Annotated in this window: 18 protein-coding genes; 14 read left to right on the plus strand and 4 right to left on the minus strand. The window is 66.0% G+C overall.

The features are described 5' to 3' along the window. Window positions 1-9: 9 nt before the first annotated feature. The 3 genes from GS4_RS21010 to GS4_RS21020 are packed head-to-tail and all read right to left on the minus strand — an operon-like array spanning window position 10 to window position 3,017. Window positions 10-1,101 carry an ABC transporter substrate-binding protein gene (locus tag GS4_RS21010; RefSeq protein WP_007624368.1) on the minus strand — a complete coding sequence of 364 codons (1,092 nt, stop codon included), beginning with the start codon at window positions 1,099-1,101 and terminating at the stop codon, window positions 10-12. Continuing rightward, the gene (locus tag GS4_RS21015) at window positions 1,098-2,039 is read right to left on the minus strand and encodes a TauD/TfdA dioxygenase family protein (RefSeq protein ID WP_007624370.1); all 942 of its coding nucleotides are present in this window, start codon (window positions 2,037-2,039) and stop codon (window positions 1,098-1,100) included. Before GS4_RS21015 ends, GS4_RS21010 begins: the two co-directional genes overlap by 4 nt. 30 nt (window positions 2,040-2,069) lie before the next feature. After that, window positions 2,070-3,017: a TauD/TfdA dioxygenase family protein gene (locus tag GS4_RS21020; RefSeq protein ID WP_040511328.1), complete on the minus strand. Its 948-nt coding sequence runs from the start codon at window positions 3,015-3,017 to the stop codon at window positions 2,070-2,072. 275 nt (window positions 3,018-3,292) lie between these two features. Here GS4_RS21020 and GS4_RS21025 point away from each other — a divergent pair, with 275 nt between their 5' ends. The 10 genes from GS4_RS21025 to GS4_RS21070 all read left to right on the plus strand — a co-directional run bounded on the left by GS4_RS21025 (window position 3,293) and on the right by GS4_RS21070 (window position 13,795). Further along, window positions 3,293-4,045, plus strand: a complete 753-nt coding sequence (locus tag GS4_RS21025; RefSeq protein ID WP_007624375.1) for an IclR family transcriptional regulator — start codon at window positions 3,293-3,295, stop codon at window positions 4,043-4,045. A 183-nt stretch (window positions 4,046-4,228) separates the two neighbouring features. After that, window positions 4,229-5,302, plus strand: coding sequence for an ABC transporter substrate-binding protein (locus GS4_RS21030; RefSeq protein ID WP_007624376.1), 1,074 nt, complete (start codon window positions 4,229-4,231; stop codon window positions 5,300-5,302). Continuing rightward, window positions 5,299-6,162, plus strand: coding sequence for an ABC transporter ATP-binding protein (locus tag GS4_RS21035; protein WP_007624377.1), 864 nt, complete (start codon window positions 5,299-5,301; stop codon window positions 6,160-6,162). The genes GS4_RS21030 and GS4_RS21035 overlap by 4 nt, the downstream gene beginning before the upstream one ends. Beyond that, entirely contained in the window at window positions 6,155-7,042 is an 888-nt protein-coding gene (locus tag GS4_RS21040; protein WP_007624378.1) for an ABC transporter permease, read from the plus strand. Before GS4_RS21035 ends, GS4_RS21040 begins: the two co-directional genes overlap by 8 nt. Window positions 7,043-7,161: 119 nt before the next feature. Then, window positions 7,162-8,499: an LLM class flavin-dependent oxidoreductase gene (locus GS4_RS21045; RefSeq protein WP_040511360.1), complete on the plus strand. Its 1,338-nt coding sequence runs from the start codon at window positions 7,162-7,164 to the stop codon at window positions 8,497-8,499. Continuing rightward, the gene (locus GS4_RS21050; protein WP_007624384.1) at window positions 8,496-9,761 is read left to right on the plus strand and encodes an MFS transporter; all 1,266 of its coding nucleotides are present in this window, start codon (window positions 8,496-8,498) and stop codon (window positions 9,759-9,761) included. The genes GS4_RS21045 and GS4_RS21050 overlap by 4 nt, the downstream gene beginning before the upstream one ends. Before the next feature lie 44 nt (window positions 9,762-9,805). Then, the gene (locus tag GS4_RS21055) at window positions 9,806-10,675 is read left to right on the plus strand and encodes an ABC transporter permease (protein WP_040511363.1); all 870 of its coding nucleotides are present in this window, start codon (window positions 9,806-9,808) and stop codon (window positions 10,673-10,675) included. Between the two features lie 10 nt (window positions 10,676-10,685). Then, entirely contained in the window at window positions 10,686-11,738 is a 1,053-nt protein-coding gene (locus tag GS4_RS21060) for a taurine ABC transporter substrate-binding protein (protein WP_007624387.1), read from the plus strand. Next, window positions 11,719-12,546 (plus strand): ABC transporter ATP-binding protein, encoded by an 828-nt coding sequence (locus GS4_RS21065; protein WP_007624388.1) that lies wholly within the window; start codon window positions 11,719-11,721, stop codon window positions 12,544-12,546. The genes GS4_RS21060 and GS4_RS21065 overlap by 20 nt, the downstream gene beginning before the upstream one ends. A gap of 295 nt (window positions 12,547-12,841) precedes the next feature. Further along, window positions 12,842-13,795, plus strand: a complete 954-nt coding sequence (locus GS4_RS21070) for a TauD/TfdA dioxygenase family protein (protein ID WP_007624389.1) — start codon at window positions 12,842-12,844, stop codon at window positions 13,793-13,795. Between the two features lie 225 nt (window positions 13,796-14,020). Here the strand turns inward: GS4_RS21070 and GS4_RS21075 are convergent, their stop codons facing one another. After that, window positions 14,021-14,497, minus strand: coding sequence for an OsmC family protein (locus GS4_RS21075; RefSeq protein WP_007624390.1), 477 nt, complete (start codon window positions 14,495-14,497; stop codon window positions 14,021-14,023). Window positions 14,498-14,733: 236 nt separating this feature from the next. On the opposite strand from GS4_RS21075, the gene GS4_RS21080 reads away from it, so the two are divergent. The 4 genes from GS4_RS21080 (at window position 14,734) to GS4_RS21095 (ending at window position 18,934) form a co-directional block, all read left to right on the plus strand. Then, entirely contained in the window at window positions 14,734-15,111 is a 378-nt protein-coding gene (locus tag GS4_RS21080) for an ArsR/SmtB family transcription factor (protein ID WP_007624391.1), read from the plus strand. After that, complete coding sequence (locus GS4_RS21085) at window positions 15,108-15,593, plus strand: SRPBCC family protein (RefSeq protein WP_007624393.1); 486 nt, start codon at window positions 15,108-15,110, stop codon at window positions 15,591-15,593. Before GS4_RS21080 ends, GS4_RS21085 begins: the two co-directional genes overlap by 4 nt. A gap of 2 nt (window positions 15,594-15,595) precedes the next feature. Then, window positions 15,596-16,108 carry a DinB family protein gene (locus GS4_RS21090; protein WP_007624395.1) on the plus strand — a complete coding sequence of 171 codons (513 nt, stop codon included), beginning with the start codon at window positions 15,596-15,598 and terminating at the stop codon, window positions 16,106-16,108. Window positions 16,109-16,759: 651 nt separating this feature from the next. Further along, window positions 16,760-18,934, plus strand: coding sequence for an amidase family protein (locus tag GS4_RS21095; protein ID WP_007624397.1), 2,175 nt, complete (start codon window positions 16,760-16,762; stop codon window positions 18,932-18,934). Window positions 18,935-18,937 lie beyond the last annotated feature (3 nt).

An 18,937-nucleotide genomic window follows, 5' to 3' on the forward strand; every position in this document is an offset into this window, starting at 1 on the left:
GATCGGACGTCAGGCGCCGGCCTTGGTGCCACCTCTGCCGTTCTCGTCGGCGTCGGGGGCGTAGGTGCCATTCGAGTAGGGGTTGTACTCATTGGTGAACAGCGTGCTCGCGTCGACGCCTGGTTTCAGCTCGCCGAGTCGTTCGGCTTCGTCGATCCAGACCTGGAACTCCTTCTTGTCGATGACGCCGCCCGGTGTGGGGACGCCGGCACTCTTCCACTGCTTGACGAAGTTCGTGTTCTCGTTTCGTCCACGCTTGTCGATGATCTGGACGAACTTGTCGACCACTTCTTCGCGTGTGTGCAACTGTGCCCAGCGGATCGCCCGCGCATAACCCTGCACAAAGTCCCGGACCGCGTCCTGGTTCTTCTCGATGAAGTCCCGCCGGAGCACCGTGGTGGAGATCGATAGGGCCCCGATCAGGTCGGTGTCGCGGAAGATCTCGTGCAAATTCCCCGACTTCAGTGCGACGTCCTTGAAGATGGTTCCCAGGTTTCCGACGTCGATCTGCTTGGAGCGCAGGGCCTGTTCGGTGTTGAGCGGCGGGACGACGGTGAGCTGAACCGACTCGATCTCCTTGTCCGTCAGACCCTGACGATGCAGCCACTCATTGATCGCGAACTCGTGATAAGCGCCGAGCGTGTTGATGCCGACCTTCTTGCCGATCAGATCGCGGGCGGTGACGATCCCGCTGCCCTCCAACGAGTAGTATCCGTTGAACGTCTTGCCGTCCGATCCGACATCCGAGACGACCGACTCGATGGGGGCTCCGGCCTGCTGGAGTTTGGCGACCGATCCGTTGAACGCACCACCGATCTCGATCTCACCCGTTGCCACCGACTGAATGTCCTGGGGACCACTGGTGGTGTCTCCAACCCATTTCAGCGACAATTTCTCGAAGTAGCCCAGCGCACTGGCCAGTTCGTACCAGCGAACCTGCGACGGTGTCCCCTGGTATCGGAGGACCACCTTGCCGTCTTCGGTCACCGCGCTGCCCGACGAACACCCGGCGAGCACGACCGCGATAGCCGTGATCAACACGACCACGAATCCGACCAGCCTCGATCGATGCCGACCCCTGGCCGGTGCGGTGTTGCTCATGACCCCGTGAACTGTTCGCCGGAGATCGATCGCGACACCGCGCCATCGACACCGACGGGTACATCGCCTTGGACCGTGGTCCGGTAGAGCGTTCGGTGGACGTCCAGGTGATTGATGTCGCTCGGCGCCAGGTGAGCGGTGGCGCGGTTGTCCCAGACCGCGACACTGCCGTCACGCCAACGGAATCGGACGGTGTACGCGGGATTGGTGACCTCGTCGAAGAGCAGATCGAGCAGAGCGTCGCTCTGCTTGCGTGAGTACCCGACGATGCGATGGGTGAAGCCCGGCGTGACGAACAGCAGCCGCTCACCCGTCACCGGGTGGACGCGGACGACGGGATGCTCGGTGATCAGCGGCGTTCGTTGCACCTTCTGCCCGTAGGAGCTGTCGGCAGCGAAGATCGGGTTCCGCCCTCCGAAGCGATGCTCGGCTCGCAGGCCGTCGACCAGCGTGCGCAGCGACTCCGGCAGACCCGCGTAGGCCGCGGCCAGGTTTGTCCAACTGGTGTCACCACCACGCGTGGGGGCGGTGTCGGCGCGCAGGATGGTCACTGCGGGCGGGTTCAGCAGGGCGGTCACATCGGTGTGCCACTCGTTGGTGTAACTCGCTGCCTTCACCCCGAACTTCCTTTCGTAGTCCCTATTGTCGACCTTCAGGATCTCCGGGAACTCCGTGGGCGCGTCATCGTCGTAGGGGTGCGACGCCGTCACAGGGCCGAAGGTCCGGGCGAAGGCGATGTGTTCGGCGTGGCCGATCTCCTGGTCACGGAAGAACAGCACCTTGTGGCGGTGTAATGCATCGACGAGCGCGGCGGAATCGATGGCGGAGACCGGCTGGGTCAGGTCGACGCCCTGCACATGCGCGCCGATGTGCCCGGCGGCCTGCTGCAAGCGGAAGTTGGTGACCTGCTGGTCGGTCGGAGTCTCGATGGTGGTCATGGATGAGCCTCTCTTCTGCGGTGGGTGGGTTCAGCGACGGGCGAGGAAGGGGTCCCCGGAGATGGAGCGTGACTTCTGTCCGTCCACACCGACCGGGATGTCGCCCTCGACCGTGGTGCGGTGCAGCACGCGGACGACGTCGAGATGATCGAGGTCGGCCGGAGCCTGGTGGATCGTGGCGCGGTTGTCCCAGACACCGATGCTGTCGGGCGTCCAGGCGATCCGCACCGTGTAGGCGGGATTGGTGATCTCGGCGAACAGCAGGTCGAGGATCCGGTCGCTCTGGCCAGGGCTGAGACCGATGATCCGACTGGTGAAGCCGGGGTTCACGTAGATCAGCTTCTTGCCCGTCACCGGGTGGACCCGTACCACCGGATGCTCGCTGACGATGTTGGCGTCGGCGGTGAGCGACTGTGCCTCCGAGTTCGACGTCCATCGCGGTGTCCGTCCACCGAAACGGTTCTCGGCGTACAGCCCCTCCAGGAACTGTTGCAATGACGCGGGCAGGTTCTCGTAGGCCGCGGCCAGATCGGCCCAGGTGGTGTCGCCGCCGATCTCGGGTACGAGTTCGGCGCGCAGCGCGGTCACGGCCGGCGGGTTGATCAGTGCGGTGACGTCCTGGTGCCAGAAGTTGGCGTAGCTGTAGCGGCGGGCTCCTCCGCGCTTGGCGTAGGTGCGCGAGTCGACCTCGAGGATCTCGGGGTGTCCCGCGGGTGACTTGTCGGTGTAGCCCAGCGGATGAGCGTCGGTCACCGGACCGAAGACACGCGTGAACTCGACCTGCTGACCATGATCGATGGGTTGGTCGCGGAAGAAGAGCACCTTGTACTCGAAGAGTGCATCCCGAAGCGCCTGTGCCGTGGCATCGTCGACTCCGTCGGCGATCTGGATCCCGGAGACCTCTGCGCCGATGTACCCGGCGATGGGGTCGATGATCAACTGGCTGGTCGTGGTCGAGCTGTCGATGACTGAGGTCATGGTCTCTAACTCCCTGATCTGCTTGGGCGTCACCAGGATCAGACCGACTGCACCGAGTTGAATGCGGAGATGGTCGGGGTGACGTATTCGGGAGTTACCCGAGGCCCCGCGCGTGGGCAAGGCTGTACCCCACAATGTGGAATACAGCCTGCTCCCGGGCCCGGAACCGGTGTCCATAAGTTCAACCTGCGTTCAATGGTCACGACTTCCGGCCGATTCCGAGACCATTGCCTAAGTCGGGTCGGTCGATCCGACCGCGGTACGAGGAGTCCGGTATGACCGACATGGAACAGCAGCGCCGTTCCGGTGCGCAGGCGGTGGAAAGAGCGGTGGCGGTACTCCACGCCTTCGACTGTGCCGAAACGCAACTCGCGGTCTCCGAGGTCGCGGACCGGGCAGGGTTGCCGGCAAGCACCACACATCGAATCATCACCGCGCTGGTCCGAGGCGGACTGCTGGAGCGAGCCGACCCCGGCTCGTACTCGGTGGGGGAGGGGGTCACCGCGCTCGCGCGACGCCGTGGTCCGATCGTCGACATCGACTCGGCCGCACCCCATCTGCACGGACTCTCGGCGTCGATAGGGATCACCGCCAGTCTCGGTGTGACCGACGACGAACACGCGGTGACGCTCTACTCAGCGCGACCTCCGGTGCGCTGGTGCACCGCTCAGATCCCCGATGATCGAACGGCTCTCGACCGAAGTGCGATGGGAACGGCGATCATTGCCTTCGGTAGGCCCCGCTCCCGTGCCAGGGGCCCGGTCGCACCAGACCGGTCCGGGGGCGTCTGGCATGCCCGACGCCGAGGTTACGCGGTGAGCGCGCCTGCCGACGGTGTCACCGCGGTCGCGGTACCTGTGTTCGACCGCCGCGGTCGCGTGCAGGCGTCGATCGGCGTCCAGGCGAAGAGTCTGCGGCTCGACGATGACCTGATCACCCGGATTCACCCGATCATGCGGGCGACAGCGGAGCGCCTCCGCGATGTGATCGACGATTCGGCGAAATACGGTGCGCCACAAATTGTCTGACGAGTACCAGGGTTTCGATCAGGTGGAGCGGAAAGTGTACACACCGGCTCGGCGTATGGGAGCGTGACCGACCGAGACGCCCAGGGCGCCGGCACTGACAAGAGTCGACTTGTACTGCTCGCACTGTCCGCCAGTCCGTCGATGATCGTGAGCGCAACCGAACCTGATGGAGGTTAGAGACACATGTTGAGTCGCCTGTCCGCCGTGATCCGTGTCGCGGCCGGCGCACTCGTGGTGGGAATGATCGCCACCGCGTGTGGTGGTGGTGACAGCGGGGTCACCACCACCGCCGACGGCAAGACCGTCTTGCGCTACCTGACCACCCCGGCGCAGGTTCAGTTTCCGGAGTTGGCGGCCGATCTCGGATACTTCAGCAAGGTCCAGCTGAAGCCGGTCGGCGAGACCGCCAGCGGGCCGGTGTCGATCCAGGCAGCCGCGACCGGTGACAGCGATTTCGGGTCTGCGTTCAACGGCGCCATAGTCAAGCTGGCCGCGGGTGGATCGAAGATCACCTCGGTCGTCGATTCCTATGGTGCCGATGCGCAGACATTCAACGGCTTCTACGTTCTGGAGAACTCGCCCATCAAGAGCGCTCGTGATCTGATCGGCAAGAAGGTCGGCGTGAATACGCTCGGGGCGCACTCGGAGTTCGTGATTCGCGAGTGGCTCGCCCGCCAGGGATTGTCGAAGGATGAGATCACCCAGGTGCAGTTGGTCGTCGTCCCGCCGATCAACACCGAGCAAGCGTTGCGTCAGGGGCGGATCGATGCCGGCAACTTCAGCGGCATCTTCCGCGACCAAGGCCTCGCCCGAGGCGGGCTCCGAGTCCTGTTCACCGATGAGATCTTCGGTGACTTCTCGTATGGCACCTATGTGGTCCGCGACGAGTTCAGGTCCGAGCATGCCGACGCGGTAAAGGATTTCGTCCAGGGCACTGCACGCGCGATCCGATGGACTCAGGTCACCCCGCGGGAGCAGGTGGTCGAACGATTCAAGAAGATCATCGCCGGTCGCGGGCGCGGTGAGGACCCGGCACTCGCCGAGTATTGGAAGAGCTCGTCCATCCCGGCCGCAGGCGGGGTGATCGCGGACAAGGAGATCCAACTCTGGATCGATTGGCTGCAACGGGACGGTCAACTCCCAGAGGGCAAGTTCAAGTCCTCGGACCTGTACACCAACGACGACAACCCCTATGCCAACGGAACCTTCCCGCCCGGGTCGGGGCCGGACGGACAGCCTGTGGAGGCCGCGCCATGACGACCATCAGCCCGACGCCGACTCGAACCGCACCCGTGACCGCCGCCGCGGCTTCGGCCAGTTCGCCCCCCAAGCTCGAACTGCGTGGGGTTCGAAAGACCTTTGGCTCCGCGACCGATGAGTTCGTCGCCCTTGACGATGTCACCATCTCGGCGCCCGAGGGAGAGTTCCTCGTGCTGGTCGGTCCGAGTGGTAGTGGCAAGTCGACTCTGCTGGATCTCGTCGGTGGACTCACCAGACCGACCTCGGGCGAGATCCTGCTCGACGGTGCGCCGATCACCGGCCCAGGCCTCGACCGCGGAATCGTCTTCCAGCAGTACGCGTTGCTGCCCTGGCGGACAGCCCGTGGCAACATCGAGTTCGGCCTGGAGGCAAAAGGAGTCGGCCGCAAGCAGCGCCGGGTGATCGCAGACGACTATCTCTCATTGGTCGGCCTCGAAGGATTCGGCGATCGCCATCCCCACGAGCTGTCGGGCGGCATGAAGCAACGCGTCGCGATCGCGCGGAGCCTTGCGTACGACCCCGAGGTGCTGTTGATGGACGAACCGTTCGCAGCGCTGGACGCGCAGACGAGAGAATCGCTGCAGGACGAGTTGCTGCGAATCTGGAAGGCGACCGGAAAGACCATCCTCTTCATCACCCACGGCATCGACGAGGCCATTTACCTGGGGAACCGCGTGGCGGTGCTCACCGAACGGCCGGGTCGGATAAAGGAGGTCGTCGACGTCGAGCTCGACCGGGAGGGCGTCGACGACCTGCGGTCCTCCGAGGGGTTCCGCGACTATCGCCATCGGATCTGGCTGTCGTTGCGTCCCGAACAGAAGCGCCACGACAACCGGATCGGAGCCGACCATGTCTAGCCCTGTCGCCGAGCGCGAGAAGCCTGTCGTCGCCGACGAACGACTGGCAACGCCAGTTGTCCGTCGGAAGTCCGTTGGGAGACCGGGGCGGACACGCGGCGTTGGTGCGCGCGGTCTGTCGGTAGGCAAGGTCGCGGTCCAGTCTTCCGCCGTACTTATCCTGTTTGCGATCGTGTGGGAGGTCGCGCCTCGTGTCGGACTCGTCGACCCGACTTTCTTACCTCCGCTGTCGACCGTCGTGGAGACGCTGTTCGACCTCCTCGCCAACGGTCAACTACAGCAACATATCTTCGCGAGTCTCAGCCGCGCGCTGCAGGGGTTCGCCATCGCGGTCGTGATTGCTGTGCCACTAGGACTCCTGATCGGCTGGTATCGCCCGGTCGCGCAGTGGCTCAACCCGGCGCTCGAACTCTTCCGCAACACGGCGCCCCTCGCGCTGCTCCCGGTGTTCGTCCTGATCCTCGGTATCGGCGAGACGTCCAAGGTGGCCCTGGTCATTTACGCTGCGGTCTTCCCGATCCTGCTGAACACCATCTCGGGTGTCCGTAACGTCGATCCGCTGCTGATCAAATCGGCTCGTTCGCTGGGACTCTCACCGTTCAGACTGTTCCAGAAGGTCGTACTGCCCGCCGCACTGCCCACCATCTTCACCGGCTTGCGTCTTTCGGCTGCGGCGTCCATCCTCGTACTCATCGCGGCCGAGATGGTCGGCGCCAACGCGGGCCTCGGGTTCCTGATCATGGCCTCGCAGTTGAACTTTCAGATCCCGGCAATGTACGCGGGCATCCTCACCATCGCGCTGGTAGGAGTGGTGTTCAACCTCATCCTGGTCAACATCGAACGTCGGCTGTCGCGATGGCGGGTGGATCCCACCTCCTGATTGCTGCGCGGCCTCTCTTCCGTCCCATCCTTCGTTCCGAGACGCAGCGAGTTCGTCAACTCTGGCGATCGTCGGCGCCTGCCGCGAGGACCCCACTGTGAAAGGTGCTGTCACCGATCATGTCCCGTCACCTTCATCTGAACGCGTTCGTCATGGGCGTCGGCCACCATGAGGCCGCCTGGCGGCATCCGAGGACCGATCAGAGCCGATTGTTCGACGTCGACCACTTCGTGGAACTCGGCCGGATCGCCGAGCGGGGGAGGCTGAACTCGATCTTCTTGGCCGACACGCTGGCAGTCGGTCCGAACGTCGCGCGGAACACACAGTCGATCTTCGAGCCGCTGACGCTGCTGAGCGCGGTGGCCGCGGCTACCAGCCACGTCGGCCTGATCGCCACCGCGAGCACCAGTTACAACAATCCGTACTCCCTGGCCAGGGCGTTCGCCTCACTGGAACACATCAGCGGGGGCCGGGCCGGCTGGAACATCGTCACGTCGGCGCAACTCGACGAGTCGCGCAACTTCGGCGGGAGCGACACCCCGGCACACGCCGACCGGTACGCCCGCGCCGAGGAGTTCGTGGATGTGGTGACCGCCCTCTGGCACAGCTGGGATGCCGACGCAGTGAAGGTCGATGCCGAGTCGGCGATCTTCGCCGACCCGACCGGTGTGCACACGATCGACCACGAGGGCAAGTTCTTCAAGGTCCGTGGCCCGTTGAACTCGCCACGCTCACCGCAGGGTCGTCCGGTACTGGTCCAGGCCGGATCGTCGGACGCCGGTAAGGAACTCGCGGCTCGGGTTGCCGAGGTGGTGTTCACCGCGCAGCGGTCGATCCCGGACGGACTCGAGTTCTACACCGACCTCAAGGCCAGGGCGGTACGGCACGGCCGACGCCCAGAGGACATCCAGATCCTCCCCGGCATCGTGCCTTACATCGCCGATACCGAGGAGAAGGCGATCGCCCTGGAACAGGAGTTCACCGACCTCATCTCGCCCGATTACGCGCTCCGTCAGCTGTCGGCGTTCTTCGGCCAGGATCTGTCCGACCTCTCGCTCGACGATCGACTGCCCGAGTTACCCCCGGAGTCGGCGATCGAGGGACAGAAGAGCCGGTCGACGTTGGTCCGCAAGCTCGCCGAGGAGTCGGATCTGACCATCCGCGAGCTGCTGGGCCGGTTGGGCGGTGGTCGGGGGCACCGTTCGATCGCGGGCACACCCGAACAGATCGCCGACGACCTGATCGCCTGGTTCGAGGCGGGGGCGGCCGACGGTTTCAACATCATGCCTCCGTACCTGCCGGGCGGTCTGGAGGAGTTCGTCGACCACGTCGTCCCGATCCTGCAGCGGCGTGGGGTGTTCCGCGAGGAGTACGAGGCGACCACGTTGTCGGGGATCTACGGACTGACTTCCCATGACGCCCCGGCAGGCGCGCCGGTGGAGGCAATCTCGCGATGACCTCGGTCGGTGACCGCCCTGCGCGGACATCGACCGGAGCCCCGGCCGACGTCGACGCGGATCGTCGAACCATCCTCGGTGCCGGGGCGCGTCCACTGCGATCGTTGGCGAGCACCGTCTACATCCCGGCCGGCGCGTACGGCATCGGCCAGGGAGCGGCCGCCTCGGTCATGGTGCTGGCTGCGATCGACATGGGTGCGGGCCCGGCACTGGCCGGTCTGACAGTCGCCGTCGTCGGGCTCGGACAGGTGGTCGGTGACCTCTTCGCGGGGCAGGTCGTCGGCCGGCTGGGTGAGCGCCGATCGATCATCCTCGCGAGCTCGATTGCGCTCGCCGGCGTACTGGCCTGTCTGTTCGCCCCTGTCCTCGCCGTCTTGTACGCCGGAATCCTGGCAGTCGGGCTGGCCAACGCGGTATGGGGTCTCGCGCGTCAGAACTATCTGTCTCTGGTGGTGCCGATCGCGTGGCGGGCGCGGGCGATGTCGATGTTCGGCGGTGCCATGCGGTTCGGGTTCTTCGTCGGACCGATGATCGGCGCCGGTGCCATCGCCCTCCTCGGCGTACGCGGTGGTTTCGTGGTCCAGTTGATCGCGGTACTGGTCGCCGGAGCGCTGATGGCCCGACTCCCGGATCCGGACGGGGCCGGCGCATCGGCGAGCACCCTGAGCCTCGCCGCCACACTGCGCCGCCATCGACGGCTCCTGGCCACCCTCGGCATGGGATCGCTGCTGCTGGGTGTGGCCCGGGCGGCGCGGGATTCGGTGCTGCCACTGTGGTCCGATCATCTCGGTGCGTCACCCGCGACCGCGAGTCTGATCTTCGCTGCCGGTGCTGCCATCGACGTTGCCTGCGCGTATCCGGCGGGCCACCTCATGGACCGTTTCGGTCGGACGTTCGTGGCGATCCCGTCGATCCTGTTGCTGGCGTCGGCCTATCTGCTCATCCCGTTCACCACGACGCTGTGGTGGTACACAGTCGTGGCGATCGTCCTGGGTGTCGGCAACGGATTCGGCAACGGCGTGATCATGACGATCGGAGCCGACGTCGCCCCGGCGACCGGACGAGCCGAGTTCCTCGCAGTCTGGCGATTGTCCCACGATGCGGGCTTCCTCGCCGGGCCGTTGTCGATCGCCGGACTCGCCGCGATCGCACCGCTGGCCGTCGCGGTCTTCGCGGCGTCGGGACTGTCCATGGCCGGCGCGATCCTCCTTGCACGTTTCGTGCCGAGGTACACAACCGGCGCGCACTTGGCATCACGGTGAGGGAAAGGCTGGTTGCGCAGGTCCGCGACGGTTAGACAATGCGGGTGACTTTGTTCGTCGACATCGCCCCCGAGACGCAGCAGTCGGACGACTCGGGACCCGGCCGCGCGCCGCGGAAGAGTCGGCTCCGACGCCTGGCCGTCCGTGCCGGGCTGCCGCTGCTGTCGGTGGTCGCCTTCCTCGTGGCGTGGGAACTGGTGGCGCTCAGCGGGATCTGGAACGAGACCTTCGTGCCGCACCTGAGCACCGTCTGGCGAGCCTTCGTCGACATGTCGACCACGCACGACGGCGTCCGCGGCTATCAGGGCTACTTCTGGTGGGAACACCTCTACATGACGCTGCGTCGCGTGTTCGCCGGTGTGCTCATCGGCGTCGCCGTCGGTGTGGCACTCGGACTCGCGATGGGCACCATCGGCTGGGTGCGTCGGCTGCTGGAGCCATGGCTCACGTTCCTCCGCGCCCTCCCGCCGCTGGCGTACTTCTTCCTGCTGGTGATCTGGCTGGGCATCGACGAGGCACCGAAGATCACCCTGCTCGCATTGGCCGCGTTGCCGCCGGCCGCCGTCGCCACCACCGCGGCGGTCCGCGCGGCCCCGGTCGGCCTCGTCGAGGCGGCCCGCGCGCTGGGTGCCACGCCGCGCGAAGCCATCCGCGACGTCGTGGTGCCGTCGGCGCTGCCGGAGACCTTCACCGGTATCCGACTGTCGGTGGGCATCGCCTATTCCTCCGTGGTCGCCGCCGAACTGTTCAACGGCATCCCGGGCATCGGAGGTGTCGTCAAAGACGCCTCCAACTACAACAACACCCCAGTCGTCCTGGTCGGGATCTTCGCCATCGGCTTCTCCGGCTTGATCATTGACGCACTCCTCCGAGCGATCGAGCACCGCGCGGTGCCCTGGCGCGGAAAGATCTGAGGCATCACCCATGTCCATCACCACAATCACCCGGCGGGTGATCGCGGCGTTCGCCGGCGCGGTCGCCGTCCTGCTGGTCCTGGTAGGCTGCTCGGTCGACAACTCCGGCGGCGACGACTCGAAGCCGACCATCCGGCTGGCATACCAGTCGTTCCCGAGTGGCGATCTGATCGTCAAGCACAACAAGTGGCTCGAGGAAGCGCTGCCGGACTACAACATCAAGTGGACCAAGTTCGACTCCGGCGCCGACATCAACACGGCATTCGTCGCCAAGCAGCTCGACTTCGGTGCGATCGGCTCCAGTCCGGTCGCACGCGGTTTGTCTGCGCCGCTGAACATCCCGTACCAGGTCGCGTTCGTCCTGGACGTGGCAGGCGACAACGAGGCCCTCGTCGCACGGAACGGCACCGACATCAACTCGATCGCCGATCTGCGCGGCAAGCGCGTCGCGACCGCGTTCGCCTCGACCGCCCACTACAGCTTGCTCGCAGCCCTGGACCAGGCGGGAGTGAAGCAGGACGAGGTCGACATCATCGACCTGCAGCCGCAGGCCTCACTGGCCGCGTGGGACCGCGGTGACGTCGATGCCGTGTACACCTGGCTGCCGACGCTGGACCAGCTGCGCAAGTCGGGCAAGACGCTGATCGCCAGTCGTCAGCTCGCCACCGCCGGTAAGCCGACGCTGGATCTGGGTGTCGTCTCGTCGGAATTCGCACAGCAGCACCCCGACGTCGTCGACACCTGGCGCAAGGTGCAGTCCCGCGCGCTCGCGCAGATCAAGGACGACCCGACGGCTGCGGCCGCAGCGATCGCAGCCGAACTCGGCACCACGCCCGAAGATGCCGCCAACCAGCTCAAGCAGGGCACGTACCTGACCATCGCCGAGGAGTCGTCGCCGACGTGGCTCGGCACCGACGGCGCGCCCGGCAACATCGCCGAGAACCTGCACAGTGCAGCGGAATTCCTCGCCGCACAGAAGCAGATCCCCTCGGCGCCGCCGCTGGAGACCTTCCAGAAGGGCGTTTACACCAAGGGCCTTCCCGGTGTCCTCCAACAGAACTGACGCCGAGATCGACGGGGACGCCGGCGCCGGTGGCGACGGCGTCCCGGGCGGAATCGAACTCAGCGGTGTCACACAGCGATACGGCAGCGGCGCGTCCGAGGTGACTGCCGTGGGGCCGGTGGACCTCACCGTTCCGCCGGGGGAGTTCCTCGTGCTGGTGGGTGCGTCCGGATGTGGCAAGTCCACGCTCCTGCGACTCATCGCGGGGTTCGAGGAGCCGACCGTCGGCGAGGTGCGGGTGTCCGGCGGACAGCCGAAACCCGGTGTGACGTCCGGCGTGGTCTTCCAGCAGCCGCGGCTGTTCCCGTGGAAGACCGTCGGCGGCAACATCGACCTGGCGCTGAAGTACGCGCGAGTACCCAAGCAGCAGCGGCCGAAGCGTCGGGCCGAACTGCTGGACCGAGTCGGCCTCGACGATGTCGAGCGCCGACGGATCTGGGAGATCTCCGGCGGTCAGCAACAGCGCGTCGCCATCGCACGTGCCCTGGCGGCGGAGACGTCGCTGCTGCTCCTCGACGAGCCGTTCGCGGCACTCGACGCGCTCACCCGCGAGCGGCTGCAGGAGGACCTGCGGGCGGTGAGTATCGACTCCGGACGGACCAATGTGTTCGTCACGCACAGCGCCGACGAGGCCGCATTCCTGGGCACCCGCATCGTCGTACTGACCAAGCGGCCCGGTCAGATCGCACTGGACATCCCGTCAGATCTGCCCCGAACCGGGGTCAGTGCCGAGGAGTTGCGTGGGTCGCCGGAGTACGCCGCGCTGCGCGCCGAGGTCGGTGCTGCGGTCAAGGCAGCAGCCTCCTGAGCTGGACAGATCGCCGGCGCCCGACCGTTTGTACCTGGACAGCGGCCGGGCGTCGGCGTTTTTGTCACCGTGGGATAAAACCTGGGCGATGACGGCGTCGGCCGATACAAAGTGAGGGTGTCCTTCATCGAAACCGTCGCACCGTCGCACGGCGCCTCCCCGGCGCGCGTGGCCGCTTCGGTGCTGCGCGCGACGACCGCGCATTCGATGAACTGGTCAGACGGATCTCACCACGGTTCGCCGCCCGCGATGTTCCGACCCCGCCCCGTTGGAACCCAATCGCGAAGGAATCGTCATGACCGTCTCGTCCCACTCCGTCACCACCGCTGATCGCGTCCGCTCGGATCGCCCATCTGCCGATCGCACCACCGCCACCTCGACCGGTGGTGGGATCGTTTCCTCCGGCGTCGAGCTCGACGTCGACGAGTTCGGCCCCAGCTTCGGCGCCGAGATCCGCAACACCGACATCGCGTCGGCCACCGACGACGAGATCAAGGCGATCCGAGCGGCACTGATCGAGTACAAGGTCATCGTCCTCCGGGACCAGATCCTCGACGACCATCAGCACATCGACTTCGGACGGCGCATCGGCGATCTCACCGCGGGACACCCGGTGTGGAACTCCGGTGACGTCCCCGCTGAGGTCTACTCGCTGGACAGTGCCGACAACGGTTTCGCCGACGTCTGGCACACGGACGTGACGTTCATGCCGTCGCCTCCGCTCGGATCGATCCTGCGCCCGGTCGTGTTGCCGCCCAACGGTGGTGACACCAACTGGGCCGACACCGAGCTGGCGTACAACTCCCTGGCGGAGCCGATCCGCGAACTGGTCGACAAGCTGTACGCGATCCATGACGGCGACCGCGAGTTCGGTTACTACCTTGCTCAGCGACGCGGCGGCAAGGGCAACGTGTGGGACGGCAAGGAGGTCACCGAGCTGGTGCCGGTGCGTCATCCCGTAGTGCGCATCCATCCCGAGACCGGCCGCAAGTCGCTGTTCGTCAACCCGGGCTTCACCTCGCACATCGAGGGTGTCTCCGAGGCCGAGAGCCGCGGCATCCTCGACCTGCTCTACGCGCATATGACCAAGCCGGAGCACATCGTGCGCCACCGCTGGCGTCTGGGCGATGTGGTGCTGTGGGACAACCGCAACACGCTGCACTACGCCAACCGTGACTACGGCACCACACGCCGGGTGATGCACCGCATCACGATGCGCGGCGACGCGCCGGTGGGTCCGCAGGACTGACCGCAGTACTCACGAGCAAGGCCCGCCGACATCATCGGCGGGCCTTGTTCGTTCTTTCGCCCGAACCGGTGCGGCCGTTCGTTCTTGGGCCCAGCCGTACTGGCGCGGCCGTTCGTTCCTCCGCCCCGAACTTCTTCTTCCGCCGACTGCATACGGCGGAAGTAGAAGTTCGGGGCGGAAGAACGTGACGGAGGGGGTGATTCACACGTCCTCGGGGGCGCCGACTCAGCCTTCGAGCGGTGCCTGCTGCCAGTCGTTGGCGAACTCGAGGCCGCTGCGGATGAACAGCTGGCTCACCGGGCAGCGACGTTCGACCTCGGAGACGAACTCCTGGAACTGCTCGGGCGTCGCATCGGACTGCACGGTGGCGGTCACCGTGACCGCGTCGAAGTTCGCGTTGCCGTCTGCGCCCCCGACGAGAACCGCGGTGTCCAGGTCACCCTGAACGCGGAAGTCGAACGAGCCCAACGTGATCTCGAGGTCCTTGGCGACGAGTGCGGCCGTCACCTGGTTGCATGAGGTGAGCGCACCGAGCGCGTAGAAGAGCGGGCTCGGTGCCTCGTCGCGGCCGCCGAACGCCGGGTACGCGTCGGTGTCGAACTCATGGCCCGCGTCGCCCTCGGCGATCAGATGTTGTGCGACACCGGTTCCGGTGGCGTTGACGACGAAGGGCACCACCGAGGTGCGAATGGTCGAGGTCACGTGTCTCTCCTTGTGCTGGTGACGTTCGGTGCTCGTGAGCGCGTCAGCCGACGATCGTCGGCGTGGCTCACGAGTCATTCGTCATCGTCATGCCACGGGACCGGCCAGAGGAGCGTTGCAACCGCAGCGACCAAATGTATTCAACCCATGGGTTGACAAAGTTCTCGGACCGGCGCACCCTTTATTCAACCAATCAGTTGATTAACCAAACGGAGACGAACGGTGGAGTACCAGCGATGACCGATCAGCTGTCCCGGGTGTTCGCGGCCTTGGCCGACCCGACCAGACGCGACATCGTCGCCCGCCTCACCACGTCCGACGCGACCGTCAGCCAGCTCGCCGAGCCCTATGACGTGAGCATCCAGGCGGTGTCGAAACACCTGAAAGTCCTTCAGGATGCCGGATTGGTGACCCGAACCCGGGATGCGCAGAAGCGCCCGGTCCATCTGGAAGCGGAGGTGTTCGACCTCATGACCAAGTGGATCGAGCGCTACCGCCGTCAGGCGGAGGAACGCTATCAACGCCTCGACGCGCTGCTGGCGGAGATCAACGAAGGCCCGTCGGCGCCCGTCGGCGGCAACGAAGAGGAATCGAAGAAGGGAAAGGCATCATGACCATCGCACACGCAGAGGCCACCATCGAGGCCGACAAGAACGTGCCGATCATCCGGATCACCCGCGACTTCCGCGCCACGCCTGCACAATTGCTGAAGGCGCACACCGATCCCGAGCTGTTCGTCCGGTGGATCGGGCCGGATGCGATCAGCAGCCGCATCGTCGAGTGGGATGCCCGAGACGGCGGTAGCTGGCGTTACGTGTCGTCGCACGAGGGGCAGGAGTTCGGTTTCCGGGGCTGCTTCCACACCGTCTCCGACGACAAGATCGTCCAGACCTCCACCTTCGAGGGGATGCCGGACTCGGTCGCCCTCGAGACGCTCACCTTCGAGGACCTCGGCGACGGTCGCACCCGACTGCACGCCCAATCGCTCTGCGACAGTTTCGAAGACCGCGACGGTTGGCTCGCCTCCGGCATGGAGGTCGGCGTCAACGAGGGTTATGCGTCACTCGACGGCCTGCTCGACGCGGGCGAGATCTGATCGTGCAGTCGCTTTCCGAACTCGGCCCCGCCGTGCGACATCGTGCGGTGGCGGCCGAATTCACCACTCGGGTCGGCGCAGTTGTCGCCTGGGACGCACCGACTCCCGTCGACGACTGGGTCGCGCGTGATGTCGTCGCGCATCTCGTCGACTGGTTCACCGACTTCCTCGCCGCCGGTGACGTCACTCTGCCGCGTGGTCCGTCGGTGGTCGACGATCCGATCGGTGCGTGGGCCGCGCACGCCGACGCCGTGCAGTCGTTGCTGGACGGTCCGTCTGCCGACGAGTCCTTCAGCCATCCGTATGTCGGAGCCCATCGCCTCGCCGATGCCGTCGACCGCTTCTACACCGCCGACGGTTTCGCCGCAGCACTGGTCGACGGGATGGCCGAGATGGACGAGGTCCTTCGGTCGTCGGCACAGTACGGTGCCGCAGTCGACGTCGCCGCCGCCGCCGATCCGGTCACACGCATGGTCGGGTTCATCGGCCGTGACCCGGCCTGGGTTCCTTCCTGAGGAGGTCGGGGTCTGGCGGAGCTCGTCCTGGCCCGGCCCGGCTCGGATTTCTGACACCTGAGCGACGCCAGCTCGGGACTGTGCACAGTGCGGTGCGCTCAGGTGTCATTTGTCCGCTGAGCGCGACCTCGCCGGGAGTGGTCACAATCTGCCGCTGAGCGGGGTGTCGTGTGGATTGTGCACGTGGCTCCCCGCTGGGCGGCAGTTTTTTGTCAGCGGGGCGGTCGGTGGGACGGGCTGGGGCCGCGTGAGGTGATCGGAGCCCGATCGACCTCGCCCCGGCCCGGCCCGGATTTCTGACACCTGAGCGGGTCGCGGTCGAGACTGTGCACAGAGCGCCGCGCTCACGTGTCATATCACCGATAGGGCGCGGCCCGGTCCGAACCGACCCGGATTTCTGACACCTGACCGACCCCAGCTCGGGACTGTGCATATTGCGCTTCGCTCACGTGTCATTTGTCCGCTGGGTCGAAGGCCGGGGACATACGGTCCGCGGGTCGGCCGGATAGCTGCCCTCGGGTCCCGCGCCCGCCGAGTGGGCACCCCGACTGCGCGTCACGCACTCGAAACACAGCAACAACGCCGACGTCATCGACCGCCGTCACGATTCTCGTGTGATCACAGTAGATCTCGAGAAGGCGGTGGTATCACATGGCGATTGACCTCGCTCCGCAGACGGTGGCCGAGGATGTCTATCAGCAGATCCGCCGGAACATATTGGACGGCCGGATCGCTCCGGGCACACGCGTATCGATCCGGTCTCTGGCGCAGTCGGTCGGCGTCTCCACGATGCCGACGCGCGAGGCGCTCAAGCGGCTTCATTTCGAGGGGCTCGTCGAGTTCGATCGTCGCGCAGTGACGGTCACCGACCTCACACCCGGCGATCTGCGCGAACTGTTCGCCATCCGACTCACGTTGGAGTCGTTGGCAACTCAGTGGGCACTCACCGAGATCACGTCCACCGACCTCACCGAACTCCGTCGGATTCTCGATCTGATGGACGACCCACACATGGACCCGCCGCAGTGGCGGGAGTTGAATCGCGAGTTCCACCAGACGTTCTACGCATGCGGTAACAGTCGGTACCTGATGGAGCTGATCAGCAACGTCTGGGACCGCATCCAGCCGTATATGGCGATCTACTCCTCGGTCGTCGACAACTTCCCCGAGGCGCACCGCCAACACGAGCACATGTACCGACTGATGGCCGACCGCGACCTCGACGGACTGCTTGCCGCGACCCGACACCACCTCGAGCACACCGCCGACTCGGTGATCCGCACCCTCGACACCGCCCACGACACGCACAGGAAGACCAGCATGAACTTCGAAGAACTCGACGTCGCGTCGTTCCACACGATGATCGGAAAGGGTGAGGTGACGAGTGCGACGCTCACGGCGTGGTACCTCGATCGCATCGCGGACATCGATTCGGTGGCGAACCCGGATGGGCTGCAGCTCAACTCCGTTGTCACCCTGAATCCGGCCGCACTCGAGGACGCGCGGCGCATCGACGAACAATACGCACGCACCGGCGCACTCGTGGGTCCCCTGCACGGGGTGCCGATCCTGATCAAGGACCAGGGGGAGACCAAGGGCATCCCGACGTCGTTCGGATCGCGCGCCTTTGCCGACTACGTACCCGAGTCGGATGCCACGGTCGTCGAGCGTCTCCGTTCCGCGGGCGCAGTGATCCTCGGCAAGACCACGATGTGTGACTTCGCCGCCGGCTGGTTCTCCTTCTCGTCGCGCAGCGACCACACCAAGAATCCCTACGATCTCGACAGGGAGACAGGCGGTTCGAGCGCCGGTACGGCTGCCGCGGTGTCGGCAAACCTGTGCCTGGTCGGAATCGGTGAGGACACCGGCGGATCGATCCGACTGCCGTCCTCCTTCACCAACCTCTTCGGTCTCCGCGTGACGACCGGCCTGGTCCCGCGTACCGGGTTCTCGCCGCTCCTGCATTTCCAGGACACCCCGGGACCGATGGCGCGCAACGTGTCCGACCTCGCCGCCGTACTGGACGTGGTGGTCGGATACGACCCGACCGACGACTACACCACCGTCGCGACGTCCGCCGGGGTCGGTGACTACCTCGACGCGATCGCCGATGTCGACGCCGACACCGTCGCGGACTACCGGGTCGGCGTCCTGACGGACGCATTCGGCGCCGGCCTCGACCAAGAACTCACGAACGGTGTTGTGCGGGCGGCCATCGAGCGCCTCCGCGATTCCGGGACGGCGGTCGTCGACGACCTGGTGCTGGGAGGCCTGCCGGAGTGGGTCCAGGGCACATCGCTGTACACGATCTCTTCCAAGAAGGACATCGATGAGTTCCTGGCCGCGCGACCGACGGCCCCGGTGACCTCGGTCGAGGCGCTGGTCGCGGCCGGCGACTTCCATCCGCTCACCGACCTGGTCGTCGACATCGCCGACGGTCCGTCGATCCCCGAGGACGACCCCGAGTACCTACCGCGCCGCCTTCGGCAGGACGAGTGGCGACGCACGCTGATGACGATCATGGCCGATGCCGGGGTCGACTTCCTCGTGTATCCGACCGTGCAGGTCCCGGCGCCGACACGCGCGGACCTGGCCGCCAAACGCTGGACCGCGCTGGACTTTCCGACTAACACCGTCATCGCGTCGCAGACCACCATGCCCGCCATCAGTATCCCGGTGGGGTTCACCGATGTCGGCCTCCCGGTGGGGCTGGAGGTGTTGGGGCGACCGCTCGCGGAGAAGGACCTGCTCCGATTCGCGCGGGCGTGGGAACTGACGGCGAGCCCGCGGAGGCAGGCCGCCGCTGTCGCGCGCGTCGGTGCGTGACCG

This window comes from Gordonia soli NBRC 108243 (genome assembly GCF_000334455.1).
GTDB lineage: Bacteria > Actinomycetota > Actinomycetes > Mycobacteriales > Mycobacteriaceae > Gordonia > Gordonia soli.

Excerpts from the sequence above, each read along its gene's own strand:
- GS4_RS21025 (WP_007624375.1), top strand. The coding sequence starts at position 3,293 with ATGACCGACATGGAACAGCAGCGCCGTTCCGGTGCGCAGGCGGTGGAA.
- GS4_RS21020 (WP_040511328.1), bottom strand. The coding sequence starts at position 3,017 with ATGACCTCAGTCATCGACAGCTCGACCACGACCAGCCAGTTGATCATC.
- GS4_RS21035 (WP_007624377.1), top strand. The coding sequence starts at position 5,299 with ATGACGACCATCAGCCCGACGCCGACTCGAACCGCACCCGTGACCGCC.
- GS4_RS21080 (WP_007624391.1), top strand. The coding sequence starts at position 14,734 with ATGACCGATCAGCTGTCCCGGGTGTTCGCGGCCTTGGCCGACCCGACC.
- GS4_RS21050 (WP_007624384.1), top strand. The coding sequence starts at position 8,496 with ATGACCTCGGTCGGTGACCGCCCTGCGCGGACATCGACCGGAGCCCCG.
- GS4_RS21085 (WP_007624393.1), top strand. The coding sequence starts at position 15,108 with ATGACCATCGCACACGCAGAGGCCACCATCGAGGCCGACAAGAACGTG.
- GS4_RS21030 (WP_007624376.1), top strand. The coding sequence starts at position 4,229 with ATGTTGAGTCGCCTGTCCGCCGTGATCCGTGTCGCGGCCGGCGCACTC.
- GS4_RS21010 (WP_007624368.1), bottom strand. The coding sequence starts at position 1,101 with ATGAGCAACACCGCACCGGCCAGGGGTCGGCATCGATCGAGGCTGGTC.
- GS4_RS21045 (WP_040511360.1), top strand. The coding sequence starts at position 7,162 with ATGTCCCGTCACCTTCATCTGAACGCGTTCGTCATGGGCGTCGGCCAC.
- GS4_RS21040 (WP_007624378.1), top strand. The coding sequence starts at position 6,155 with ATGTCTAGCCCTGTCGCCGAGCGCGAGAAGCCTGTCGTCGCCGACGAA.
- GS4_RS21060 (WP_007624387.1), top strand. The coding sequence starts at position 10,686 with ATGTCCATCACCACAATCACCCGGCGGGTGATCGCGGCGTTCGCCGGC.
- GS4_RS21095 (WP_007624397.1), top strand. The coding sequence starts at position 16,760 with ATGGCGATTGACCTCGCTCCGCAGACGGTGGCCGAGGATGTCTATCAG.
- GS4_RS21015 (WP_007624370.1), bottom strand. The coding sequence starts at position 2,039 with ATGACCACCATCGAGACTCCGACCGACCAGCAGGTCACCAACTTCCGC.
- GS4_RS21070 (WP_007624389.1), top strand. The coding sequence starts at position 12,842 with ATGACCGTCTCGTCCCACTCCGTCACCACCGCTGATCGCGTCCGCTCG.